The organism is Streptomyces sp. CoH27, from assembly GCF_020181035.1.
Classification (GTDB): domain Bacteria; phylum Actinomycetota; class Actinomycetes; order Streptomycetales; family Streptomycetaceae; genus Streptomyces; species Streptomyces camelliae.
Genome location: NZ_JAIQYY010000043.1, coordinates 81,660 through 106,648, shown reverse-complemented (window position 1 = coordinate 106,648; position 24,989 = coordinate 81,660). Strand labels below are relative to the sequence as shown.

Annotated in this window: 19 protein-coding genes; 9 read left to right on the top strand and 10 right to left on the bottom strand. The window is 72.9% G+C overall.

The window, feature by feature from the left end:
• The first annotated feature begins 17 nt into the window (after positions 1-17).
• Complete coding sequence (locus LE548_RS41105; RefSeq protein WP_225102161.1) at positions 18-1,085, top strand: glucose-1-phosphate thymidylyltransferase; 1,068 nt, start codon at positions 18-20, stop codon at positions 1,083-1,085.
• An 84-nt stretch (positions 1,086-1,169) separates the two neighbouring features.
• Positions 1,170-1,427, top strand: a complete 258-nt coding sequence (locus LE548_RS41100; protein WP_225102160.1) for an acyl carrier protein — start codon at positions 1,170-1,172, stop codon at positions 1,425-1,427.
• Between the two features lie 331 nt (positions 1,428-1,758).
• Here the strand turns inward: LE548_RS41100 and rfbH are convergent, their stop codons facing one another.
• From rfbH to LE548_RS41070, 6 genes are all read right to left on the bottom strand, one after another.
• On the bottom strand, positions 1,759-3,057 hold the full coding sequence (gene rfbH / locus LE548_RS41095) for a lipopolysaccharide biosynthesis protein RfbH (protein WP_225102159.1): 1,299 nt from the start codon (positions 3,055-3,057) through the stop codon (positions 1,759-1,761).
• Positions 3,058-3,173: 116 nt separating this feature from the next.
• Complete coding sequence (locus LE548_RS41090) at positions 3,174-4,097, bottom strand: NAD(P)-dependent oxidoreductase (RefSeq protein WP_225102158.1); 924 nt, start codon at positions 4,095-4,097, stop codon at positions 3,174-3,176.
• Positions 4,097-5,446 carry an NDP-hexose 2,3-dehydratase family protein gene (locus LE548_RS41085; RefSeq protein WP_225102157.1) on the bottom strand — a complete coding sequence of 450 codons (1,350 nt, stop codon included), beginning with the start codon at positions 5,444-5,446 and terminating at the stop codon, positions 4,097-4,099. Before LE548_RS41085 ends, LE548_RS41090 begins: the two co-directional genes overlap by 1 nt.
• A 49-nt stretch (positions 5,447-5,495) precedes the next feature.
• Complete coding sequence (locus tag LE548_RS41080; protein ID WP_225102156.1) at positions 5,496-6,710, bottom strand: nucleotide disphospho-sugar-binding domain-containing protein; 1,215 nt, start codon at positions 6,708-6,710, stop codon at positions 5,496-5,498.
• Between the two features lie 20 nt (positions 6,711-6,730).
• Entirely contained in the window at positions 6,731-7,774 is a 1,044-nt protein-coding gene (locus tag LE548_RS41075; protein ID WP_225102155.1) for a ketoacyl-ACP synthase III family protein, read from the bottom strand.
• 10 nt (positions 7,775-7,784) lie between these two features.
• A complete protein-coding gene (locus LE548_RS41070) occupies positions 7,785-8,543 on the bottom strand; it encodes an SDR family NAD(P)-dependent oxidoreductase (protein WP_225102154.1) in 759 nt (252 codons plus the stop codon).
• Between the two features lie 172 nt (positions 8,544-8,715).
• On the opposite strand from LE548_RS41070, the gene LE548_RS41065 reads away from it, so the two are divergent.
• Entirely contained in the window at positions 8,716-11,874 is a 3,159-nt protein-coding gene (locus LE548_RS41065; RefSeq protein WP_225102153.1) for an AMP-binding protein, read from the top strand.
• A 15-nt stretch (positions 11,875-11,889) separates the two neighbouring features.
• Here LE548_RS41065 and LE548_RS41060 read toward each other — a convergent pair whose 3' ends face one another.
• On the bottom strand, positions 11,890-13,266 hold the full coding sequence (locus LE548_RS41060) for an NDP-hexose 2,3-dehydratase family protein (RefSeq protein ID WP_225102152.1): 1,377 nt from the start codon (positions 13,264-13,266) through the stop codon (positions 11,890-11,892).
• Positions 13,267-13,413: 147 nt separating this feature from the next.
• On the opposite strand from LE548_RS41060, the gene LE548_RS41055 reads away from it, so the two are divergent.
• Both LE548_RS41055 and LE548_RS41050 read left to right on the top strand, forming a co-directional pair.
• A complete protein-coding gene (locus tag LE548_RS41055; protein ID WP_225102151.1) occupies positions 13,414-14,277 on the top strand; it encodes an AfsR/SARP family transcriptional regulator in 864 nt (287 codons plus the stop codon).
• Entirely contained in the window at positions 14,274-16,655 is a 2,382-nt protein-coding gene (locus tag LE548_RS41050; RefSeq protein WP_263637164.1) for an NB-ARC domain-containing protein, read from the top strand. The genes LE548_RS41055 and LE548_RS41050 overlap by 4 nt, the downstream gene beginning before the upstream one ends.
• Before the next feature lie 22 nt (positions 16,656-16,677).
• Here LE548_RS41050 and LE548_RS41045 read toward each other — a convergent pair whose 3' ends face one another.
• The 3 genes from LE548_RS41045 to LE548_RS41035 are packed head-to-tail and all read right to left on the bottom strand — an operon-like array spanning position 16,678 to position 19,977.
• A complete protein-coding gene (locus LE548_RS41045) occupies positions 16,678-17,724 on the bottom strand; it encodes a methyltransferase (RefSeq protein ID WP_225102150.1) in 1,047 nt (348 codons plus the stop codon).
• The gene (locus LE548_RS41040; RefSeq protein ID WP_225102149.1) at positions 17,717-18,928 is read right to left on the bottom strand and encodes an acyl-CoA dehydrogenase family protein; all 1,212 of its coding nucleotides are present in this window, start codon (positions 18,926-18,928) and stop codon (positions 17,717-17,719) included. Before LE548_RS41040 ends, LE548_RS41045 begins: the two co-directional genes overlap by 8 nt.
• 17 nt (positions 18,929-18,945) lie before the next feature.
• Positions 18,946-19,977, bottom strand: coding sequence for a class I SAM-dependent methyltransferase (locus tag LE548_RS41035; RefSeq protein ID WP_225102148.1), 1,032 nt, complete (start codon positions 19,975-19,977; stop codon positions 18,946-18,948).
• Positions 19,978-20,090: 113 nt separating this feature from the next.
• Here LE548_RS41035 and LE548_RS41030 point away from each other — a divergent pair, with 113 nt between their 5' ends.
• The 4 genes from LE548_RS41030 to LE548_RS41015 all read left to right on the top strand — a co-directional run bounded on the left by LE548_RS41030 (position 20,091) and on the right by LE548_RS41015 (position 24,981).
• A complete protein-coding gene (locus tag LE548_RS41030; protein WP_225102147.1) occupies positions 20,091-21,758 on the top strand; it encodes an FAD-dependent monooxygenase in 1,668 nt (555 codons plus the stop codon).
• Positions 21,759-21,828: 70 nt separating this feature from the next.
• Positions 21,829-22,836: an ATP-binding cassette domain-containing protein gene (locus LE548_RS41025; RefSeq protein WP_225102146.1), complete on the top strand. Its 1,008-nt coding sequence runs from the start codon at positions 21,829-21,831 to the stop codon at positions 22,834-22,836.
• Positions 22,833-23,663: an ABC transporter permease gene (locus LE548_RS41020; RefSeq protein WP_225102145.1), complete on the top strand. Its 831-nt coding sequence runs from the start codon at positions 22,833-22,835 to the stop codon at positions 23,661-23,663. The genes LE548_RS41025 and LE548_RS41020 overlap by 4 nt, the downstream gene beginning before the upstream one ends.
• A 97-nt stretch (positions 23,664-23,760) precedes the next feature.
• Positions 23,761-24,981, top strand: coding sequence for a nucleotide disphospho-sugar-binding domain-containing protein (locus tag LE548_RS41015; protein ID WP_225102144.1), 1,221 nt, complete (start codon positions 23,761-23,763; stop codon positions 24,979-24,981).
• Positions 24,982-24,989: the final 8 nt, after the last annotated feature.

Genomic DNA, 24,989 nt, shown 5'->3' with positions numbered 1-24,989 from the left:
AATCCACGGAGAAGGTCATGAAAGCCCTGATTCTGTCCGGCGGTACAGGCACGCGATTGCGCCCGTTCACGTACTCGATCCCCAAGCAGCTCGTCCCGGTGGCCAACAAGCCCGTGCTGCTGCACTGCCTGGAAAACGTGCGCGACATGGGGGTGACCGATGTCGGCGTGATCGTGGGCGGCCAGGAGGAGCAGATCAGGGCCGCCGTCGGCGACGGTTCCGAACTGGGCCTGGAGATCACCTACATTCCGCAAGCCCTGCCGCTGGGTCTGGCGCACTGCGTCCTGATCGCCAGGGACTTCCTCGGGGACGACGACTTCGTCATGTACCTCGGCGACAACATGCTGGTCGGCGGGACGGCCGAAGCGGCCGAGGCATTCCGCAAGGAACGGCCGGACGCGGGCCTGCTGGTGACCGAGGTCGCCGATCCCCGGCAGTTCGGGGTCGCCGAGATCGACGCGGACGGCCGGGTCGTCGCCCTCGCGGAGAAGCCGCGGTTCCCGCGGAGCAACCTCGCGCTGATCGGCGTCTACTTCTTCACTCCGGCGATCCACGAGGCGGTCGCCCGGCTGAAGCCCAGCGCCCGGGGTGAGCTGGAGATCACCGACGCGGTGCAGCACCTCGTGGAGCGGGGCCACCATGTGACGGCCGAGCGGTTCACGGGTTATTGGAAGGACACCGGGAACGTCGACGACATGCTCGACTGCAACCGGGTGCTGCTGAACGGCCTGCGCTCGGGCGGCGACCGCGCCGGCGTGGACAGGAACAGCGTGATCCTCGGCGAGGTGGTGCTCGGTCCCGGAGCGAGGATCATCGGCTCACGGCTGGAGGGGCCCATCGTCGTGGGGGCGGGCACGGTGATCCGCGACAGCCACATCGGCCCGCACACGGCGGTGGGCCGCGACTGTGAGCTGTCCGGGACGGGCATCGCCAACTCCATCGTGCTGGACGGCGCTTCGATCCGTGACGTCCAGGACATCCACGGCTCGCTGATCGGCCGCTGGGCGGATGTCCAGGCGGGCGCGAGCAGGCCCCGGCGCAGGCTGCTCGTGGGCGACCACTCGCGTATCTCCCTGCCGGCCTGACCGGCCCGGCTCGAATTCTCCTTGAACAACTCCCTTTACCGTCGGTCAACGGCGGGATTCGGACTCCCCGGAGAGGCAATGACCATGACTGAATTCACCTTTGAACATCTGAAGCGTTTCATGCAGGAATGCGCCGGCGGCGAGGAGCCGGCGGGCCTCGACGAGAACGCGCTGGACGAGAGCTTCCCGGAGCTCGGTTTCGACTCCCTCGCTCTGCTGCAGATGGCGTCCCTGATCGAGCGGGAATTCGGCGTCGCCCTGCCGGACGAAGGGCTGCACAAGCTCGACACCCCGGGAAAGCTCATCGCCCTGGTCAACGAGCAGCTCAGCGCGCATGCGTAGAAAGGCCGCCCGGACAGGCATCGTCATAGCGATGCCTGTCCGGGTACTCGTTTACTGGCAAGCCCGCTGGCTGCTCCGTCATGCCGCCGCGTCCGTCGTCCGCTGCTTGTCCGCCCTGGGCTGCTTCTACATCGGCCCGCATGCATGGGAGCCCGCCGCGTTCGACCCCTTTCCCTCCCCTTCCTTCTCCTTCCCTTCTTCTCGGTTCCTGATCCTGGATGCACCGATCTCCGATCGGCACGGCACGTCGTAAGTGAAATGACGAAGGCATGGTGCGGTGCCCGGGCAGTTCTTCAGCCCGGGCACCTTCCTGGTGTCTGTACGGGGCCCGTCAGGCCGCCTTGGCGAACTCCCTGATGGACGTCACGACATAGTCGATCATCTCGGTGGTCAGCGCCGGGTAGACGCCCAGCCAGAACGTGTGCTCGGTGATGATGTCGGCGTTGGTCAGCTCACCCACGACTCGGTGCACCCGGTCGAGATAGGCGGGGTGCCGGGTGAGGTTGCCACCGAAGAAGCGGCGGGTGCCGATCTTCCGGGACTCCAGGAAGTCCACCAACTGACGCCGGGTGAACGGCGCGTCGGGCTGCACCGTGATCACGAAGCCGAACCAGCTCGGATCGCTGTCCGGCGTCGCGCTCGGCAGGAGCAGGCCGGGGACGTCGGCGAGCCCGTCGCGCATGCGCTGCCAGTTCCGCTTGCGGGCCTCGGCGAACTCGGCGACCTTCTTCAGCTGGCTCAGGCCGAGGGCCGCCTGGAGGTCCGTCGCCTTCAGGTTGTACCCCACGTGGGAGAAGATGTACTTGTGATCGTACCCGTGGGGCAGTGTGCCCAGCTGGTAGTCGAACCGCTTGAAGCAGGTGTTGTCCTCGCCCGGCTCGCACCAGCAGTCCCGGCCCCAGTCGCGCAGCTGCTCCACGATGCGGGCCAGTCCCAGGTTGCCGGTGACGACACAGCCGCCCTCGCCCGTGGTGATGTGGTGCGCCGGGTAGAAGCTGGCGGTGGCCAGGTCGCCGAACGAACCGGTGGGCTTGCCGCGGTAGAGCGAGCCGACGGCGTCGCAGTTGTCCTCGATGAGGAACAGGTCGTGCTCGGCGGCCAGCTGGGCCACCTCCTCGGCCTGGAACGGGTTGCCCAGCGCGTGCGCGATCATGATGGCCCGGGTCTTCGGCGAGATGGCCTGGGCGATCCGCTCCGGTGTCGTGTTGTACGTGCCGAGTTCCACATCCACGAAGACCGGGACCAGCCCGTTCTGGATGATCGGGTTGACGGTCGTCGGAAAGCCGGCGGCAACCGTGATCACCTCGTCGCCGGGATGCAGCCGCAGATCGCCGAGCTGGGGGGAGAGCAGAGCGCCGAGCGCCAGCAGATTGGCCGACGAACCGGAGTTGGTCATGTGCGCCTTGCGCAGCCCGAAGAGCTTGGCGAACTCCCGCTCGAACCGGCGTGAGCTGGTCCCGGCCGCGATGCGCATGTCCAGGGCCGCCTCGGTCAGAGCCACCCGGTCGTCCTCGTCCAGGGTCGCACCGGACGGCCAGATGGGTGTGACACCCGGAATGAACTCATCCCGGGCCTTCTCGTGGTGGTACTTGCGCACCAGGTCGAGGATCTGTGTCTTTCCCTCACTCATGCAACGTCACTTCCTGAAGTCTTTCCGGCAAGGAAAGGGGGCGGCGGTGGGGGACCGTCGGTGGTGACCACCATGGACCGTGGGTTTCGAGACTGCTTCGATGCCTCGGCGAGGCGTTACGGGAAGGCCGCCCGCCACATCGACACCAGACCGTCGTGCGGGGTGAACCGGGCCTGCCAGCCGAGCAGTTCGCGGATGGCCGAGATGTCCGCGTGCTGCTCCCCGAGCGAGGAACTGCGGGCGGCGACCGCTCGGGCCTTCGGGGAGTGGACGGTGACCGTGGTGGGCACCGCGCTCACCTCGATCAGATCGTCGATCAGCTCACGTACGCTCATCGCCTCGCCGCGGCCGACCTCCAGCACCTGTCCGCAGGCGGCGGGGCCGGCACACGCGCGGACGACGGCATCGGCCACGTCCCGCGCGTCCACGAAGTCGCGGTGGGCGGTGAGCGGCGGGAGTTCGAGCCGGCACGGCTCGCCCCAGCGTGCCGCGGCCGCCAGCCGGTCCGTGATCCCGCCGAGCAGACTGCCGGCCGGGGCACCGGCCCCGAGCGTGTTGGAGACACGCAGCACCACTGCCTCGATCGCGCCCGCCCCGGCCGCCGCGCGCACGCTCTGCGTGGCCCGTGCCTTCGTACGGGCGTAGACGGTGGCCGGCTCGGCGCTCGCGGACTCGTGCGGACCGGTGAGCGAGAGTTCGTGCAGCGAGCCGATCTGCACCAGCCGCGCCCGCAGCGGCAGCCCGGCCGACATCTCGATCAGGCGCTCCACCAGCACGGCGTTGAGCGCGGTCATCTGCTCGTCCGTGGCGCCCCACACGGCGCCCGCCGCGTTCACCACCACCGCGGGCCGTTCCCGCGCCAGCAGCGCGGCGAGGCCGCCCGCGTCCGGACCGCTCAGGTCGACGCGGACGGTGCGGATGCCCGCCACGCCGTCGACGCGGCGCCCCACGCTCAGCACGTCCCATGCCCCGGCCGCCAGCGCACGGCAGATGTGACGGCCGAGAAAGCCGCTGCCGCCCAGTACGACCACCCGTCTCATCACGCTCTCCGCAGCGTGTGCAGGCAGGTGAGCAGGCACCGCGCCTCCACGTTCACGTAGTGTGCGTGGCGCACCAGTTCGGAGGTCTCCCGCACCGTCGCCCACAGATAGCCGTCCGGCACGTCCACCGGGAAGTCGTCGCCCGCCTCGACGACGAGGTAGCGGTTCTCGGCGTGGTGGAACCGGCCGCCCTCCTCGGAGTGCACGGCATCGAAGCGGATCCGGTCGGCCGCGGCCCCCAGCACCTCGTCGAGGAACAGGGGGCGGGACGGGCCCGCGGCCGCGTAGTTGCCGGGCGCGCACTGCACCGTCGGCCCCAGCTCGACCGTGTCGAAGGTGCCGGCCTCGGTGCGTGCGTGCAACAGCATGTGCAGGACGCCGTCGATCCGGCGCGTCACCATGGCGATCAGCCCCTGGCTCGCCGGTCTCAGCAGCGGCTGGGACCAGCTGGGGACCTCCCGGTCCCCCGCCTCGACGTCGACGCCGAGGACGGAGAAGTAGCGGCCCTCGTCGTGGACGATCCGGTCCGCCGTGCGGTGCCAGCCGGTGACCTCGCGCAGCGGTATCCGGCTGCGGACGAGGGACCGGCGCGACTTGATCGCCGTGAACCGGCTCAGCAGGCGAGCCGTGTTCGCGGGGGCTGCCGCGGAGTGCGCCAGTGCCCCCGCGAAGGAGTCCTCCGGGGCCGGGGCGTCGTCGGCCGGGAAGGGCAGGGCGGCGAGGACACAGCGCGCGTCCATGTTGACCAGGTTGTCGGCGTGCAGCAGTTGGTCCAGGTGGCGGCGCGAGATCCAGCAGAAGCCGTCCCGCACCGGTACGTCCTCGGTGGTCTCGACGATGATGTTGCGGTTGCGCTTGCCGAGGAACCACGAGCCCTGCTCCGACTGCAGGGCGTCGGCCAGCGGGCGGCCCCTGCGCGGGTCGGTGAAGTGGTCGAGGTAGGGGACGGCGTTGCCCCGGTGCACCCGGGTGTAGTTGCTGTACGTCGCCTGGACGGTCGGCGACAGCTGGAGCGTGTTGATGTTCCCGGGTTCCATCTTCGCCTGCATCAGGAAGTGCGGGACCCCGTCGAACTCCTTCGTGAGGATGCCCAGGATGCCGATCTCCGGCTGCACGATGATGGGTTGCGACCAGCTCGTCTCCGCGCTGTCCCGCACGGTCGCGCGGACCCCCTCGACCGTGTAGAAGCGGCCGGTGTGGTGCACCAGGTTCCCGGTGTCCGGGTCGGTGCGCCATCCGGTGAGCCGGTCGAGCGGCACTTCCCGCACGCGGTAGTCGGTGGCCCTGCCGCGCTCGGCGAACCAGGTGTGGAACTGGTCGAGCGACGTCACCACGTTCTCGTACGACACGATGTCCTTCCTCGGTGTGGGGCTGCGCGGGTCCACCTGCCGGATCCGGTCACACGCCCTCGCGGGCCAGGGCCGCCAGGGCGGTGACGACCTCGCTGGGCGGCGGCATCGCGGCCATCTCGGCACGGAGCCCGGCCAGGGCCTTCGCGTACCGCTCGGCCTCCAGCAGGTCCCCGAGCGCGGCACGGATGCCGGCGGGGTCGCTCTCCGCGTCCAGGACGGTTCCGGCCCCGGCCTGTCCCACCCGGAACGCGATCTCCGCGTACGGCGGGGACTGCGGCAGGATCAGCTGGGGCACGCCGGAGGCGACGGCGGTCATCGCCGTCCCCGCGCCCCCGTGGTGGATGACGGCGTCGCAGGTGGGCAGCAGGAGACTGAACGGGACCTCCACGGCGATCCGCGCGCCGGGCGCCGCGTCGGCGAGCGCCTCGCCGAGGCCCGCACCGGCGGCGATCACGAGCTCGATGCCGAGGGGGGCGACCGCCTCCGCGAGGCCGCTGGTCACCCTGGTCGCCGTCGCGGTGTCGTACTGGCCGAGCGCGACTCCGCTCGTCACACAGACCCGTGGCCGCCGGGGCCGCTCGGCGAGCCACGGCGGCGCCGTGCCCGCGCCGTTGAACGGGACGTACCGCATGGACGTGCGCCGTACGTCGAACGACTCCGCGAGCCGCAGGCCCGGCGGGCTGGTGTCGATGAGGTGGTCGGAGCAGGCCCGTGGCTCGGCCCCGTACCGCTCGAACAGCTCGGCGTAGCCCGGCAGCCAGTCGCCGCTGCGCCCGGCCCGCTCGGTGTGGAGCAGGGTGCCCAGCTCCCAGCCCTTCACAAGGTGCGGCACCCCGACGGCGGCCGCGGCGACGGGACCGGCGAAGCACAGCGCGTCGCACACCACCAGGTCGGGCCGCCACCAGCGGGCGAAGGACACCAGGTCGTCGGTCATCGTCGCGGCGGCGGCCACCTGCTTGCCCGCCGTGTAGTCGAGGACGGTCGTCTGCCATTCGTCCAGCAGCTCGGGCCGCGCGGTCCAGCCGTCCGGCCAGGGGCGGTCGCTGCCCCAGGACCTGGCGTTGCGGGCCGGCCCCTTGCGCTGCGGCTCGGTGTCGGGGCCGATCGCGACGGCCGGCAGGCCCGTGCGCAGGACGGCGTCCTGGCAGGACGGGGGCGCGGCGACCCGCACCTCGATGCCGGCCGCCTGGCAGGCCCAGGCCAGCGGAACCATCGGGAACAGGTGGCCGGGTGCGGCCCAGGTGGCGAACAGTACGCGCATGGTCGTCAACCCTTCGGCGGTCAGGAGAGCCAGGGCGGCGTGGCGACGATCTCGACCACGGCGCCGCCGATGGACAGCCCGGACGCCAGGCCGATCATGAGCATGAGGTCGCCCGGCCCCAGTTCACCCGCCGTCAGCACATGGTCGAGGGCGGCCAGGTGATCGGCCGACGCGAGATGCCCGACCTCCTTGGCGTACTCCCAGCAGGACTTCTCCATCGGCAGCCCGAGCGGCATCATCAGCCGCTGCTCGGTGAAGTCCCGGGACACGCTCATGTACGAGACCCGGGCGATGTCCTGGAGTTTGACGCCCGCGTCCGCGGTGAGCCGGTCGGCGAGCGTGTGCAGTCCGTCGAGGCTGAGCCGGTTGAAGTCCGCGTAGGACGTGGTCCGGAAGAAGTCCTGGGACCGCTTGCCGAGGTCGAGGGGGATCCGCGTGGTCGCGGGCGGCGGGAAGACGGGCTCGCTGCCCCGGTGCAGCGCCTCCAGCTCCTGGACGAGGAGCGTGCCGACCGACCGCAGCCGGGCGAACCCCTTGCGCTTGGAGAGGACCGCTGCCGCGCCCGCGTCCCCGATGAGCTGGAAGGGCGCGGAGCGCCACCGGTCCACCAGCGGGGAGTCGAGGTTGTCGCCGATGGTGACGAGTGCGGTGTCCCGGGCCTCGTCCGCCCGCAGATAGCAGACGGCCAGCTCGAACGCGTCGAACATGCCGTTGCAGCCGTGCCGTACCTCGAAGGCGGGGACGCTGCGCCCGGTCGCTCTGCCGACGGTCTGCAGCTGTACGTAGTTCTGCGCGCACCAGGCGTCCGGCCCCTCGTGGAAGCAGGAGGAGTGGAACAGCGCGTCCACGTCGGAGCGGGACAGGGTGCCGCGGCCGAAGGCCTGCTCGGCGGCGATCACCGCCATGTCGGGCCCGGAGATGCCGGGGGAGACCGCGACCCCGGTCAGCCCCGTCTCCTCGTACGCCGCCGCGTCGTAGTGGCCCTGCGCCACGGCGTACGCGGAACTCACCGGCTCCGGCACGTACACGCCGACGGAGTCGATGTAGATGTCCTGAATCTTCACGGTGTCTCCCCTAGCGCCCGCCGTCGACGTGCAGCACCTGGCCGCTGATGTTCGTGTTCGAGGCCGAGCCGAGGAAGAGGACCGCCCTCGCCACGGCGTCCGGGTCGGACAGCCGGGCCGTGGGGGTGCGCTCGCGCTCCTGTTCCCGCAGCGCGGGCGGCAGCGCCCCCAGCACCCCCTCCGTGAGGGTCAGGCCGGGCGCCACGGCGTTGACGAGGACGCCGTCCGCGCCCGCCTCCCAGGCAAGGTTGCGGGCCAGCCCGTGCAGGGCGGCCTTCGCCGCACCGTAGACCTCCTGACCGCCGCGGCCGTGCGTGGCGATGTGCGAGGAGACCAGCACCAGCCGGCCCCACCGCCGTTCGCGCATACCGGCCAGCACGAGCTGGGCGGTGCGGATCGTGCCGGCAAGGTTGTCCGTCAGCGTCGCCTGCCATTCGTCCGCGGGCACCTCCTCGAAGCGGTCCCGGGGACCGCGCCGCGGGCCGCGCCGGTAGGCATTGGCCACCAGGACGTCCACACCGCCCCACCGCCGGGTCACCTCGGCGACGGCCTCCTGCGGCGAGCCGGGCTCGTCGAGTGCGTACCGCAGGGCCAACGCCCGTTCCCCGCCGCCCAGTTCGGTGACCAGGCGGTCCGCGGCGTCCTTGTCGTCGCGGTAGGTGAGCGCGACCCTGGCGCCCTCGGCGGCGAAGGCACGCGCGGTGGCGAGGCCGATGCCCCGTGTCGCGCCGGTGACCAGGACGACCCGGTCGGCAAGACCAAGATCCACGGGGTTCCTCCAGACAGTGGGGTGACGCGGTCCTCGGCCGCTGCGGTCGCTCGCGATCCTGCGGGCCCGGGTTCGAGACCTGGTCCAGCCGGATTCGATTCGACGGGGGCTTGAAGGCCATGGCCGAGGATCCGGCCTGACCGGTGCCGGGACCGTTGCCAAGGAGGCCGTCATGGAGAGGCAGAAACCGTCCGCGTCCAGCCCGACCGGGGAGGGCCGCTGCCACCCCGACGAGGAGCTGGTGCACGAACGGGTCGCCGCCCACGCCCGGCACTCACCCGACGCGCCCGCACTGCGCTGGAACGGCGCGGACATCTCCTACGGGGAACTGGCCGACAGGGCGCGGCGCAGCGCGGCGGTGCTGGCCGGGCTGGGAGTGGGCCGGGGCGATGTCGTGGTGGTGCGCGCGGCGTGCGTGCCGGACACCGTGGCGCTGCTGCTGGGCATCAGCCGGTGCGGCGCGGCCTACGCGGTCGTACCGCCGGACTGGCCATGGGGCCGGTACGCGCGGATCGCGGGCCTCGACGAGGTCCGGCTGTGCGTGGCCGACGGGACGGAAGCCCTGGTCCCGGGCGTGCGCACGATCACCCTGGCCGAAGCCGTCGCGGAGCCGGGGGCCGGGATCGGGGCCGGGGCCGCCGACGGCGGCACGCCCCCGGCGGAGCCGGGCGCGGCGCCGCTCACCGGCGCCGACGCGGTCTGCGTCTTCTTCACCTCGGGCAGCACCGGCGCGCCCAAGGGCGTGATCGCGACGCACCGCGGGGTGCTGCGGCTGGCGGAGCAGGACGCCTGCGTGGTGCCCGGCCGCATGGTGACCTACCAGGCCGCCTCGCCCGCGTGGGACGCCCTTCCCTGGGAGCTGTGGGTGCCGCTGCTCAGGGGCGGCACGGTGGTGCTGTCCGGCGGCGGGCACCCCACCGGCGCCAGGATCCGCGCGGCGGTCGGCCAGGGCGTCAACGCGCTGTTCCTCAACACCGTCATCTTCAACGCGCTCGTCGACGACGACATCGACAGCCTGGACGGCCTCGACCTGCTCATCACCGGCGGCGAGCGGCACTCCGTCCGCCATCTGACCGCCTTCCTCCGGAACCGCCCCGGCACCCGGCTGCTCCATGCGTACGGCCCCGCCGAGAACACCACGTACACGACGACGCACCTGCTCGACCCCGCGCAGGACGAACCCGAGGTCCCCATCGGCCGGCCGCTCACGGGCACGGACGTCTGGCTGCTCGACGAGGACCGGCGGCCCGTGCCGGAGGGTGCGACCGGCGAGCTGGCCGTCGGCGGCGAGGGTCTCGCGCTCGGCTATCTCGGCGACGCGCGGGAGACCGAGGAGCGCTTTCCCGTCCTGACGCTCGACGGTGCGCCGCGCCGGGTCTACCTCACCGGCGACCTGGCGAGGCGGGACGCGCGGGGACGGTTCGTCTTCGTCGGGCGGCGCGACCGGCAGATCAAGATCCGGGGAGTCCGGATCGAGCCCGCGGAGATCGAGGCGGTCATCGAGCGGGCCCCCGGCGTGAGCCGTGCGGCGGTCGTCGCGCTGACCGACGCCATGGGCCGCACCACGGGGCTGGCGGCGGTGGTGAGCAGCGAGGGCGGCCCGCTGCCGGACCGGGAGGCGGTCGCGCGGATCGCCGGGGAGTCACTGCCCGCCGCCTCCGTGCCGGAGCGCATCGCGGTCGTCGACCTGCTGCCGAAGCTCTCCAACGGCAAGGTGGACCACCGGGCGCTCGCCGCCCTCGTGCCGGCCGCACCCCGCACGGCGGACGGCTCCGGCCCCACCGGGCCGGCCCCGGCGGACGGCCGGACCGAGGACGACACGATGCGGACGGCGCTGTCGGTGGCCGGGGACCTCCTCGGTTACCGGATCGGCCCGGACGACGACCTGTTCGACCATGGGGCGACGTCGATGACCGCGATCCGCATCGCGACACGGCTGGCCCGGTTGCTCGGCCGTCCGGTGAGCGAGGTCGACGTCCTGGAAGGCCGGACCGTACGGGCCGTGCTGGCCCGGCTCGGGGAGCGGGAGCCGGACAGCGGGCAGGAGCAGGAGCAGGAGCATGGGCAGGAGGGCGACGCGGACGGGACGCTGTTCTCACTGGAGAAGTTCTGGCGGATGTCCGAGGACGAGCCCGACCTCCACGAGAGCATCATGCCCATGCTGTTCGTGCTGCGCGGCGAGCTGGACGTGGCGACACTGAACACCGCGTTCGACGCCGTGGTGGCGCGCCACGACGTCCTGCGGACCCGGTTCGGCCCGGGCCGGGGCGGCCCCGAGGCCACAGTGCTGGCGGCCGCCGATGTCACCGGCGTTCTCCAGGTGGACCCGGGCCCCCGGCCACCGCGTGCGCAGGCGGAGCGGGAGGCACGGCGCTGGCTCACCGAGCCGTTCACCCTGCGCGGGACGGTTCCGCTCCGGGCCCGGCTGCTGGCCACGGCCGAGGGGGAATGGCTGCTCGCCGTCGTCGGGCACCACATCGCCTTCGACGCCTGGTCGACCCGGCTGTTCTGGCGGGACCTCTTCGCCGCCTACCGGGCACTGGCCGCCGGGCAGCCGGCCTTCGACGGACCGGGCCCGTCCTTCTTCGCCACGTACCGGGCGCAGCAGCGCGAGCAGGCGTCCCGGCGGCCCGCGGCGGTGCGCGCCTGGCGCGAACGGGCCGAGGGAGTCGACTGGCTCAGGTTCCCCGGAGCCCCCGAAGTCCCGCGCTACGGACCGGCCGCGGAGGTGGAACTGGACCTCACCAGGGAGCTGATGTCCGCCGCCGGGCGAGCGGCGGCCACGGCCGGCGGCACGGCGAGCGCCGTCTTCCTGGCCGCCTTCGCGCGGGTGCTCGGCGCCCACACGGGCGCTGACGACCTCGCGGTGTGCACTCCGGTGGCCGGCCGCTTCGGACCGGCGTCCGCGCAGTCCATCGGCTGCTACGCGAGCATGCTCGCCCTGCGGCTGACCCCGTCGGCCGAGCCGGAGAAGCTGGTGCGCCAGGCCGCCGAGCAACTGCGTGAGGCGATGAGCGCCCCGCTGCTGTCGATCGACATCCAGCTGCCGCAGGCGTCGGCGGGCCTGCCGCGCAATCCGCTGCTCCAGGCGTACTTCGTGCTGGAGGAGGTTCCGCCGTCCCGGGTGGACATCACCGCGGAGCTGTACGGCGAGCAGATCAGGGTCGCCCCCCTCACCTGGGTGCCGGAGCTCCATCTGGAGCTGCGCCCGCACCCGGACCTCGGCGGCCTGATCCGGTACCGCACCGATGTGATGGCGCGCGGCGAGGCCGAACAACTGGCGGCCCGGGTGGTGACGGAAGCGGCCGAACTGGCCGCCCTGCTGGTCTGATCCCCGGCGCACGAGTCAGTCCAGCGAGTGCAGCAGGGCGACGAAGGTGCGCGCCTGCATGTTGAGGTAGTAGCTGTTGCGCAGCAGCCGGCCGATCTGATCAGCCGTCACCCAGACGAACTCGTCGGGCACCTCGGCCAGTTCGTCGCCCACCTCGATGATGCGGTAGCGGACCTCCGCGTGGTGGAAGCGGGCGCCCTCCTCCGACAGCACGGCGTCGTACAGGACGCGCTCCACGGGCGCGGACAGCGCGTACTCCAAAAAGCGCGGGCGCCGCTCGGCGGGCAGGTCCCGGTAGTTGTCCGGCGTGCACTGGACGGTCGGTCCGAATTCCGCGACGTCGAGCGCCCCCGCCTCCACCCGGGCGTGCAGGAGGACATGGCGTACCCCGTGGAACCGGCGGGTCAGCAGCACCGCGTGACCGCCCGGTGCCGGTGCGAGCAGGGGCTGCGACCAGTGCAGGATCTCGCGGCTCTCGGCATGTACCTCGGCGGCGATGACCTTGAAGAACTTGCCGTCGGGACGGGAGATCTCGTCGTCGAGCCGCCGCCACGACGCCGTCCGGGCGAGCGGTATGCGGTGCTGCGCCACTTCGTAACGGGCCTTGATCTCGCACAGCAGGCTGGTGACCTCGCCCAGCTCGTGCAGTGCCCGTCCGCCGTCGTCCGCCGGGCCGCCGGGCAGACAGGCCAGCACCGAGCACGCCTCCATGCTCAGGATGTTGTCCCGGTGCATGAGGGCGCGCAGCTGACCGAGGGTCAGCCAGCAGAAGTCCTCGTGCTCCGGGACGCCGCCCTTGGTCTCGACGACCATGTGCCGGTTGCGCTTGCGCAGGAACCAGGCGCTGCGCTCGGACTGCAGGCTGTCGACGAGCAGGCGCCCGGTCCGGGGCGGCACGAAGTGCTCGATGTAGGGGATGGTGCGGCCTCGGTGCACCCCCGTGTAGTTGCTGCGGGTGGCCTGCACGGTCGGCGACAGCCGCACCGCGCCGGTGTTGCCGGGCTCCAGCTTCGCCTGCATCAGGAAGTGCAGCACGCCGTCGAACTCCCGGACCAGGATGCCGAGGATGCCGATCTCGCGCTGGACCAGGATGGGCTGCTCCCAGCTGCCGATCTGCTCGTCGGCCTCCACCCGCAGGCCCTCGACCGAGAAGAAGCGCCCGCTGTCGTGCGCGAGGGAACCGGTGCGGGGGTCGAAGCTCCAGTTCGACAGCTGGGCGAAGGGGATGCGCGTCACCTGGAAGACGCCCCTTCGCCGGCGGGCGGCGAACCAGGCGTCGAACCGGTCGTTGGGCATCACCGGGCTGTCCACCACCCGCGCGGAGGCGGCGATCCGGCCGTGCGGACCGGACGCGGTTGCGGGGGCGGTGGACTCCGTGGAAGAAATGAGCATGCTGCTGACCTTGTCCTCGGGGCGATGGCCGGGACGGAACCTAACGAAGCGCTTCCGAGGGTGATTCGAATCCAGGCCGAGCAGTCCCGGGACCTCCGCACACGTCGGGTAGTGTCGCCAGGTGGAGCGAGGCGGAGGAGAAGCACTATGGCGCAGGCCGGCACGAGCGTGGCGGTCCTCGGCCCGCTGGTGATCCGCGACCCGCAGGGCTGCCGGGTGCCGTTGCCCGGAACCCGCCTCAGCACCCTGGTGATCCGGCTGGCGCTCGCGGGTGGCCGCCCGGTCGCCCGCGACCGCCTCATCGACGACCTGTGGGGCGAGACCCCGCTCGCCAATCCGCTCAACGCCGTCCAGGCCCTGGTGTCGCGGCTGCGCAAACTGGCACCCCACCTGCCCGTCGAGTCCGGTCTCGCCGGATACGCCCTCGGCATCGCACCCGAAGCGGTGGACCTGTGGCGGTTCGAGGAGCTCACGGCCCGCGGCCGCGGCCAGTTGCCGGACCGGCCCGATCTGGCGGCGCTCACTCTGCGCGAGGCCCTGGACCTGTGGCGGGGCGAACCGTTCACGGAGGCGGCCGGAGCCCTGTTCACGCTGGCGCCCGCCGCCCACGTCAGGGAACTGCGCTGGTCGGCCCTGGCGGCCCGGATCGACGCCGACCTCGCCCTGGGCCGCGCCGCCGAGATCCTTCCCGAGCTGGAGCGGCTCTTCGCCGAAGTGCCCACCGACGAGCGGTGGGCCGCCCGCCTGATGCTGGCCCTGCGCGCAGCCGGGCGGCAGGCGGACGCCCTCGACGTGTACGGGCAGACCCGCCGCGCCCTTGCCGAGCTGGGCATCGACTGCTCCGCCGAACTGGCGGACATCCATCTGGCGGTGCTGAGAGGCGAGCCCGTTCCCGGCGGGGCGCCGTCCCCGGGCGCGGCGGCGCCGGNCCCCCCCGCGCCGGGGTACCGGCGAGGCTCACCGGGTTCCTCGGGCGGGAGGACGAACTCGCCCGGCTGGCCGCGCTGTTGAGCGAACGGCGCCAGGTCACGGTCGTCGGGCCGGGGGGCATCGGCAAGACCCGGCTGGTGACACAGGCCGCGGACGGCCTCGCCGACCGGTTCGACGACGGTGTCTGGTGGGTGGACCTGGCGGAGCTGCGCGACCCCGGCCGGGTCGCGGAAGCCGTGCTGGCCGCCCTCGAACCGGGCGGCCCCGCCGTGCTCGGCGGCCAGAGCCCGGCCGCCCGCAGCACCTGCGAACGGCTCGTCGACCTCATCGGCAGCCGCCGGCTGCTGCTGATGCTCGACAACTGCGAGCACCTGGTGGACGCGGTGGCCCGGCTCAGCGACGCGGTGCTCGGCGCCTGCCCCGGTGTGTGCGTGCTGGCCACCAGCCGCGAGCCGCTGGCCGTCGCGGGCGAGGGCGTGCTGCCCCTGGGCCCGCTGCCGGTACCGCCGCCGGATGCCGTCCTGCCGGAGGTGACCGCGAGTCCGGCGGTACGCCTGCTGGCCGAGCGGGCCCGGGAGGTGCGCCCCTCCTTCGTGGTGGACGAGACCAACGCGGCCGACGTGGCCCGCATCTGCCGCCGGCTCGAAGGCCTGCCCCTGGCCCTGGAACTGGCGGCGGCACGGCTGCGCGCCCTGTCACCCGCCCAGATCGCCGAACGGCTGGAGGAGCACTTCCGGCTGCTGACCGCCGACCGCCGGGGCCGCCCCGCCCGCCACCGCACCCTCGACGCCGCCGTCGCCTGGAGCTGGGACCTGCTGGACACCGAGGAGCGCCTGCTGGCCCGGCGGCTCGCGGTCTTCTCCGGCGGCGCGACCCTGGAAGCCATCGAGCGGATATGCGCCGACCCGGACCGGGGGGTGCCGCCGGCGCGGGTGCTCGACCTCGTCACCGCGCTGGTGGACAAGTCGCTGGTCGTCGTCGACGAGCACGGCGGGCAGGCCCGCTACCGGATGCTCGGCACCATCCGCGAGTACCTGGGGGAGCAGCTCTCCGCGGCCGAGGGCGAGTCGGTGCGGCGCGCCCATGCCCGGTACTTCCTCGAACTGGCCGAGTCCGCCGAGTGGCAGCTCCTCGGCGCGGAGCAGGTGGCGTGGCTGGCCCGGCTCTCGGCGGAGCACGACAATCTCCAGGCGGCGCTGCACTGGTCGGTGGAGGCCGGCGAGGGGGCCGTCGCGGTACAGCTGGTGGCGGCCCTCGGCTGGTACTGGTTCCTGAGCGGGCAGCAGATCGAGGCGGCGGAGCGGGCGGCCCGGGCCCTGGCCGTTCACGGCGACGACGCCCCGGCCGACGCACGCGCACTGGTGCTCATCATGTCCGCCCTGGCGCCCGCCACCGCCGCGCACGGGCTGGCCGAGGCCATGACCGGGATCAGGCAGTGGATGGACCTGGCCGAACGCACCCGCCCGCACGGGGCACCCGAGCGCCCCGAACTCGCCGCGTTCCAGGCGATGCTACACATGTTCGACCAGGATCCGGCGGGGGCACTGGCCGCGATGGACCGGCTGACCCGTGACACGAACCCGTGGACCCGGGCGTGCGGGCACCTCAACTGCGGGCACATCCACGCCGTACAGGGCGATGTGGCGCAGGCCCGGCAGCACTACCGGACGGCGCTGCGCGAGGCCCGCGGCACCGGAGAGCGATGGGCGCAGATCCAGGCCCTCAGCGCGCTCGCCGAGATCGCCGCGACCGTCGAGGGCCCCAGCGGGGCCGCACAGCTCCTGGAGGACGCGCTCCAGCTGGCGGTGGAGCTCGGCGCGCTCGAAGACCAGGTCACCATCCGGGCGCGGCTGGGCAGCGAGCGGGCCCGGGCCGGTGATCCGGCCGGCGGCCGGGCCGAGCTGGACCGGGCGCTGGGCACGGCCCGGCGGTTCGGGATCACCCGCTGCCTTCCGCGGGTGCGCTGCGCTCTCGCCGAGGTCATGCGCTGGCAGGGCGACCTGCCCGGCGCGGCGGACGTCCTCTCCAGCAGTCTGACCTCCCTGGGGGCCGCCGCTGCCTGGCCCGACGCGGAACAGCTCGCCCTGACGCTCTGCGGGCTGGGCCATGTCGACGTGGCCGGCTCGCGCACGGCCAGTGCCACGGAACGCTACGAGGAGGCCGTGACGCACGCACTCCTGCTGGGCGACCCGCGGGTGATCGCTTCGGTGGCGCGGCTCGGCGCCGACATCGCCCAGGAACAGGGGGACGCGGAGCGGGCCATGAGCCTGCTCGGCGTCGGGGACGGTCTGACGGGCAGGGCGGGCCGCACCCATCCCGACACGCTTCGGATCCGGTCTCGCTGCGAAGCCCTTGCCGCCGCCCCGGAGCTCGACCGCGCCTACCGCGCCGGCGCGGCCGCGGCGGCGGCGGGCCCCGGGGAGCAGGCCGGTGTGCTCACCGCGGCGGCGGGCGGCTGAGCCGCCCGCCGGGCGCGCGGCCTCACACCGCGCCGGGTACCACCGCTTCGATCAGGTGCACCACGCTCCCGGTCGCGGTGATGCCCCGGAACTCCAGCCCCGCCCGTTCGAGCAGGGCACGGAACTCGTCCGCCGTGCGCTCGCGGCCACCCTGGCTGACCAGCATCAGCAGGTTCATCACCGTGGCGATCTCGGGAGTGCCGGTGGCGTCGAGGACCTGCTCGACCAGGACGACCCGGGCCCCGGCCGCAACGTTGCGCGCCAGGGTGCGCAGCGCCGCGACGGCCGTGGCGTCGTTCCACATGTGCACGACGCCCTTGAGCAGGTACATATCGGCTTTGACCGGGACGTCGACATGGCAGTCGCCGGCCACCACACGGCAGCGGTCGGCGAGGCCGCCCTCGCGCAGCTCCGGGTCGGCGTCGGCCACCACCCGCTCCAGGTCGAACAGGACACCGTTCAGGCCCGGACGGCTTTCCAGCAGGGCTCGCAGGAGCGTGCCGCGCCCGCCGCCGATGTCGGCGACCGTGTTCGTGCCGGCCAGGTCGAGCGCCGCCACCACGGCCGCCGCGGTCGTCTCGCCGGACTTCGCCATCGCCTGGTCGAAGAGCGCGCCCAACTCCGGCTCGTCCTCGTGCAGATGGGCGAAGAGCGGCTTGCCGTACAGGCCCGCGAACACGCTGTCACCGGTCCGTACCGCCTCGTCCAGCCGGGACCAGATGTTCCAGGCGAACGGGGCGCCCGCCAGCAGGGCCATCGCTCTGCGGCTGGCGGGCGCATCGGTGCGCAGCAGCCGGGACATCTCGGTGTGGGCGTATCCGCCGTCCTCGGCCTGACGGAACACGCCATGGCAGACGAGCGCCCGCAGGAGCTGGACGAGCGCCTCCTCGTCCGCGCCCACCGCGGCCGCGAGCGAGCCGGCCGCAACGGGCTCCTCGCCGATCGCGTCGGCCAGCCCGAGCCGCGCCGCGGCGGTCACGGCGGCCGTGACGCCGAGGCTGTAGGCGAGGGCGTGCAGACGCAGCGGCGCCGGGGTGCCGGGCGCCTGGCCCGGGACCTGGTCAGCCATGGGACGGTTCCTCCTCGGAGCCGGGCCGGTACGCCCCGAGCGTGTGCCGGGCGTACACCGCGCAGTTGCTGTCGAATTGCAGTGCGGCGTGGCTGCCCGCCGCGTGGACGTCCCGCCAGGCCCGTTCGACCGGGCTGCCTTCGGCCTGGCCGCGGGCCCCGCTCTCCCGCTGCAGCCGGTCCACCGCGTCCATCAGGGACTCGGCGACGATCGCGTAGTCACGGTGGCTGCGGGGAACGGCATCGGGTGCGAGCTCGCCGCCCGCGTCCGCGGTGGCGGCGATCCGGCCGACGAGGAGTACGGCCGTCTCGACGGCGGCCGAGGAGCGGGCCAGCGCGGCCTGCACGGAAGCCTTCTCGGCGGACGGCACCGTACGGCCCATGAGGACCTCGGTCTTCGACGCGATCCACCGTGACCAGGCGTCCAGCGCGCCCTGCGCCGCACCCACGGCCGGAGCGACCATGGTGAGCCCGTTCACCAGGCGGAAGGGCACCGCGTGACAGGGCGCGGGCGCGGTGTCGGGCGCGGTGCCCGCCAGCAGTACGGCCTGGGGGAACGTCAGGTGCTCCGGGACGAAGACGTCGCCGAGCACCACCGTCTTGCTGCCGGTGCCGCGCAGGCCCACGGTGAACCAGGTGTCCTGGACCTCGCAGGCGTGGCGCGGGACGGCGAAGAACCGCAGCTGTTTCTCCGTGTGGCCGGGCTCCCAGGCCGACAGCAGGATCCAGTCGGCGAAGTCCACTGCGCTGATGAAGTTCCAGGTGCCGTTCAGCAGCCAGCCGCCGGCGGCCCGTGCCGCGGTGCCGGCCGGGACGAATCCCGCGCAGATCCGGGCGTCGGGACCCTCGCGCCACACCTCGGTCTGGCCGCGGGCGGGCAGGTAGGCGGCCAGCCGCGCGTGGGAGGCGAAGAGCGAGGCGCACCATCCCGCGCTGGCGCACCCCGCGGCGACCTCGGTGACCGCGGCGACGAAGTCGGTGAACGTCCCGGCGTCACCGCCGAACCGGCGGGGCACGAAGTGCCGGGGGAACCCCGCCTCCACGACCGCGTGGACTGCTTCGGGCGCCAGCATGCGCCGGCGGTCGGCGAGCTGCGCGAGACCGGCCGCGACCGGCCGGGCCGCACGGGCGCCGGCGGGCAGCCCGCCGGACTCCGGTGCGGGCCGCCGCGGCCCGGCCACCGTGGCGAGTGAGGAATCCGGCATGAGCGGATCCTTTCCGTTCAGGGCCGCTCGGCGAGGAACAGCCGGTGCATGGCCTTCTCGGCGGAGTGGTCGGTGGGGTTCGCGAAGCCGGCTTCGGTCAGCATCCGCTTGTAGGTGTCGACGGAGTGGGTCTCGCCGCTGTGCGTCTGGACGAGCATGATCACCGAGAACATGTACGGCAGCGGGTTGGTGTGCGGGGTGTCCTGCGCATCGGTGGTGTGGCCGACCACCGCGATGCGACCACCCGGCTTGACCGCGGTGGCGGCGTGCTTGAGCAGCTCGACGGCCTCCGCCTCGGAGAAGTGGTGCAGCACGTTGGTGAGCATCACGATGTCGTACGGCCCGCCGAGCGGCGTCTTGAACATGTCGCCCGAGATGGTCCGGAAGCGGTCCGCGAGCCCGAGGCGCTCCGCGTGGCGCTGGGTGATCTCCAGGACGTTCGGCCAGTCCAGACCGGTGATGGTGGCCCGCGGCTCGCGCTGCGCGAAGGTGAATCCGTAGGAGCCGTGGCTGCACGCGATGTCGAGGACGTCCACCGTCTCGCGGTCCTTGGCCCACGGGACGAGCTGATCGGCCATCAGGTCGGCCGCGCCGTTGTTGAACCAGGAGGTGTTCGTGGCGAACTCCTCCCAGTAGTCGAACTGCGGGGTGAGCGCGTGCGTCTCGGCGACGGTTCCGCCGTGGCGCACCGCGTCGATCAGGTGCTTCTGGGCGTCCCACTCCCAGTCGCTCGCGCCGAGCCGGACGGCTCCGCCGAAGAACTGCGAGCCGGTGCTGACGAGGAGGGACTCACCGCCGGCCGGCAGCGCGTAGGTGTCGCCCTCGGCCCGCAGCAGCCCGATCGCGGCCAGCGCGTCCAGCAGGATGCGCATGCCCCGGGGGTGGGTGTCCGTGAGCTCGGCGAGGGCCGCCGCGGTCAGCGGGCCGTCCCCGAGCGGGTCGAAGAGACGCAGGTCGAACGCGGTGCGCAGCAGCGCGGTCTTCACGTAACCGCGGGCGATGTCGTGCAGCTGCCGGACGTCGACGCCGGGCAGTTCGGTGTTGGTCATGGCTACCTTCCGTGGCTGAGGGGCGAGCACATACTTGCGGCGCAGCTTCGAAGCGCGTTCGAAGGACGCCCGTCACCCTGCTCTCGCAGGTGACTCACGTGACGGGAAGCAGCATGGAAAGCAAAGTCGAAGTGGTGATCGCGGGCGGCGGTCTGGTGGGCCTGTCCCTCGCGCTCTTCCTTGCCGATCAGGGCGTGCGCACGCTCCTGGTCGAACAGCGCCGGGAGACGTCGAGGCTGCCGCGCGGACGCGGGCTGAACCTCCGTTCCATGGAGGTGCTGCGCGCCGCGGATGTCGAAGACGCCCTGCGCGCCGCCCCGCCGTCGGTCCTGCGCGACCTCCCGGAGATCGCCCGGGCGCGGACGCTGGTCAGCGAGGAGCTCTTCCACGCGGCCCGGCCCGCGGCCGAGGCCTATACGGCGATCAGCCCGACGGAGCCTCTCATGGTCGACCAGAACGAGGTGGAGGCAGTGCTGCGGGTGCACGCCGAACGGCGGGGCGCGCGCCTGCGGTTCGCCACCCGGCTCGAATCCTTCGAGCAGGACGCCACGGGAGTGACGGTGCGGCTGCGCGGCACGCCGGCCGGCACCGCCCACACCGTCCGGGCCGACTACCTGGTGGCCGCCGACGGCCACCGCTCCGCGGTGCGCGCCGCTCTCGGCATCGGTACGAGCGGAGTGGGCAGCATCGCCCACTACGCCAACATCCCCTTCCGCGCCGACCTCACGCGGCCGCTGCGGGGGCGCCGGCTGGCCCTGTGCTACCTCGACGAGCCCGTCGCCCACACCATGCTGACCCGGCTCGACCACGCGGAACGCTGGGTCCTCATGGTCCCGTACCGGCCCGAACAGGGGGAAAGCGCGGCGGACTTCACCGCCCGGCGCTGCGTGGAACTGATCCGGGCCGCGACCGGCGTGCCCGATCTGGCACCCGAACTCCTGGAGGACCTCGACACCCCCGGGGCGACCGTGCAGACCTGGGAGCTCGCCTCCTGGACGGCGGACCGGTACCGCGAGGGGCGGGTGCTGCTGACGGGTGACGCGGCCCATGTGATGGCACCGGCCGGCGGCCTCGGCGGCAACACGGGCATCCAGGACGCGCACAACCTCGCCTGGAAGCTCGCGGCCCTGCTGCGCGGCACCGGCGGAGAGAGCTTGCTCGACACCTACGAACAGGAGCGCCGTCCCGTCGCGCTCTCGGTCGGCGAGCAGTCGGTACGCCAGCAGCTGCGCAGGCGCTCCGGCGAACGTGCGGACGGGGAGCCTGCGCCCCACCCGCTCGCCGCCGTGCTCGGCCACCGGTACCGCTCCCACGCCGTGCCGGCCGAGCGGGACCGGGCCGAACCACCGCTCGTCTCCATGGAGTTCACGGGCGAGCCGGGCAGCCGGGCCCCGCACCACCCGCTCCTGCGCGACGGGCGGCGGCTGTCCACCCTCGATCTGTACCGGACCCGGTTCGTGCTGCTGTGCGGGGAGCGGGGCGAGCGGTGGGCCGACGCGGGCCGCCGCCTCGGTGCCGCGGCGTGGGTCCGCGTCCACCGCATGGGGGCCGGGCTGCGGGACGCGACGGACGGCTGGGCCGCGGCCCACGGGGTGTCGGACAGCGGCGCCGTGCTGGTCCGGCCGGACGGATTCGTCTGCTGGCGGGCGGCCGACGACGCCGATCCGGACCCGGTCGGCAGGCTCGACGCCGTGCTCGCACAGGTGCTGGGCCGCCCGTCCGGCGCCGGGGAACCACGGCCGCACGGCCCTCTCAGCCCCGTATCAGCGCCGTATCAGTGAACCGCTCGACCATCCCCGATCGGAACAGCCGGAGCATCGCAACAGCCGGAGCAAGGGAGAAAGGACCAACATGACGGAGGCACTGCTCGCCGAGGGACTGGCCAAGCGCTTCGGCGACGTCACGGCCCTCGCAGGCATCGATCTCGCGGTGCGCGAAGGGCAGGTGCTGGGTCTGCTCGGGCCGAACGGCGCCGGCAAGACGACGGCCGTGCGCATTCTGTCCACGCTGATCAAGCCGGACGCGGGACGGGCCCTCATCGGCGGCTACGACGTGGTGCGCGAGGCGGCCCAGGTCCGCCACCTCATCGCGCTCACCGGGCAGTACGCGGCAGTCGACGAGAACCTCACCGGGGCCGAGAACCTGGTGCTGATCGCCCGGCTGCTCGAAATGAGCCGGCCCGGTGCCCGGCAGCGGGCGGCCGAGCTGCTGGAGGCGTTCAGCCTGACCGAGGCGGCCCGCCGCACGGTCCGCACCTACTCGGGCGGCATGCGGCGCCGGCTCGACCTGGCGGCGAGCCTGGTGGGCAGGCCCCGGGTGCTGTTCCTGGACGAGCCCACCACGGGCCTCGACCCCAAGAGCCGCATCGAACTGTGGCGGGCGGTGCGCCGGCTCGCGCAGGAGGGCACCGCGGTGCTGCTGACCACCCAGTACATGGAGGAGGCGGACCACCTCGCCGACGACCTCATCGTGATCGACAAGGGGGAGGTCGCGGCCCGGGGCACCGCCGCGGCCCTCAAGGCGAAGGCCGGCGACCGCACGCTCGTCGTACGGCCGGACAACCCGGACGACCTGGAGGCGATGCTGGCCGCCGTGCGCCAGGTCGCGCCCGGGGCGGACGAGGAGGACGGCACGGTCGTCGTCCCGTCGGCCGACGGGGCACTGATGTCGGCGGTGCTGCGCCGGCTGGACGAGGCGGGGCTGCGGCTGGACGAGGCCGGCCTGCGCAAGCCCAGCCTGGACGAGGCGTTCCTCGCCATCGTCGGCACTCCGGCCGGGCAGCCCGATCGCACCGAGAAGGCGAAGGCGGCCCACGAGGGTTCCCGCCCGGCCGCGCACAGTGAGGAGCACGCCGCATGACCACCGACGTCCTGACGCCGTCGTCCGTGACCAGCCCCGCCTCCGCGGCGCAGATCCGCAGGCTGGGGCCGGTCCGGCTGTACCGCCACACCGCGGCCCTGACCTGGCGGGTCCTCACTCAGATCCGGCACAACCCGGAACCGCTGTTCCTGCTGGGCATCCAGCCCATCCTGTTCCTGCTGCTCTCCACGTACATCTACGGCGGGCAGATGGCCGGATCCAGCCATGCGTACCTGCAGTACGAAGTGCCCGGAGTGCTCGGCTACAACGCCGTGTTCGCGACCATGAGCAGTGCGCCCGCACTGTTCGGGGACGTCTCGCGCGGTGTCTTCGACCGGTTCCGTTCCATGCCCGTCTCCCGGCTCGCCCCGCTGTTCGCCCGCTACCTCGCCGACCTGGTGCTGCAGATGTGGGCCCTCGTCCTGGTGCTGGTCGTCGGCTTCTCGCTCGGGTTCCGGGTCCACACGCACTGGTGGCACCTGTTCTACGGCGTGCTCCTGCTGGCCGGCTTCTCCTTCGGCATGGCCTGGATGGCGATGGCGATCGGCCTGTCGGTGAAGTCGGCGGAGACGGTTCAGATGCTCTCCTTCCTCTGCACCATCCCGCTGACCTTCATCAGCGGCGCCTTCGCCCGCCCCGACACCATGCCCGGCTGGCTCCAGGCGTTCGTCAAGGTCAATCCGGTCACCTGGCTGGCCGCCGCGGAGCGCGGGCTGCTGCTGGGGGGCGCGGTCGCCCGGCCGGTCTTCTACACCCTGCTCTCCTCGCTCGTGGTGGCCGCCGTGTTCGCGCCGCTGGCCATCCGGGGAATCGCCCGGCGCCGCTGAGCACCCACCCCCGCTCCTTCCGACAGGTCCGGCCGGAATCCCGGCCGGACCTCCCTTGAGTTCCGAGAGCGCCGTGCTGGAGGCGACAATGCGGTTGTTGTTCACGACATCGAACTGGGCCGGCCACTACTTCTGCATGATCCCGCTCGGCTGGGCGGCCCAGGCGGCCGGGCACGAGGTCCGGGTCGTCTGCGCCCCGGCCCAGGCGGAGACGATCGGGCGGGCCGGTCTGGTGCCGGTGCCCGTCCTGGAGAGCCCCGACATGATGTACATGGCGCGGCTCAATCTGTACGCCCAGGTCGTCGAGGGCAGGACCGAGCTGCCGGACCTGCCGCTGCACCCGGTCACGGGGCAACGCGTCAGTCGGCTCGACGAGTTCGACGTGGCCGCGGCGCAGCGGGCGTTCACCGGCGAGTACAGCGATGCCGTGCGCATCAGCCATCTGCGGACGAGGGAGTTCGCCCGCGGCTGGCGGCCCGACCTCGTCTGCCACGACGTGCTCGCCGAGGAAGGCGCCCTGGTGGCCGAGGAGTTGGGGGTGCCGAGCGTGTACTGCGCGCCCGGCCTGTTCGGGACCGTCGACGAGGAACTGGGGCTTGATCTGGCCCTGCGCGACCTGATGAACAACATCGCGAGGCCAGGCGTGCCGGCCTGGGGCCGGGACCGCATCACCCGCGTGATCGACCCGTCTCCCCCCTCCGCCGTCCCGCCGCTCGGCGCCGCCGTCCGGATGCCCGTGCGGTACGTCCCGTACAACGGCCCGGGCACGCTGCCCGGTTGGACCCTCGCGCCGCGCGACCGCCCCCGGGTCTGCGTGGTGTGGGGCCGTTCCGCCACCGGGATCTACGGGCCGGACGTGCCCGCGCTGCGCGAGGCCGTCACGGCCGCGTGCGGCCTCGGCGCCGAGGTGGTGCTGACCGCGTCGCCCGAGCAGGTGCGGGCGCTCGGCCCGCTCCCGGACGGGGTCCGGGTGCTGGAGAACTTCCCGCTGCACCTGCTGCTCGCCGAGGCGGACGTGCTGGTCCATCACGGCAGCGACAACTGCCTGATGAACGGCGCGGTGGCGGGCGTGCCCCAGCTGGCCCTCGCGCTGGCCAGCGACCAGATCGTGTTCAGCAGGCGGCTCGCCGCGACCGGCGCCGTCATCGCGCTGGAGGGCCTGACCGCACAGCCGGCCCGCATTGTCACGTCCCTGGCGGCGCTCCTCGACGACCCCGGCCCGCGCGCGGCGGCCGGTCGCCTGCGCGCCGAGACGGCCCTCGCACCCGCACCGAGCGAGGTCCTGCGGGACCTGACAGAGCCCGCGACCGCCGTGTGACGGGGGGG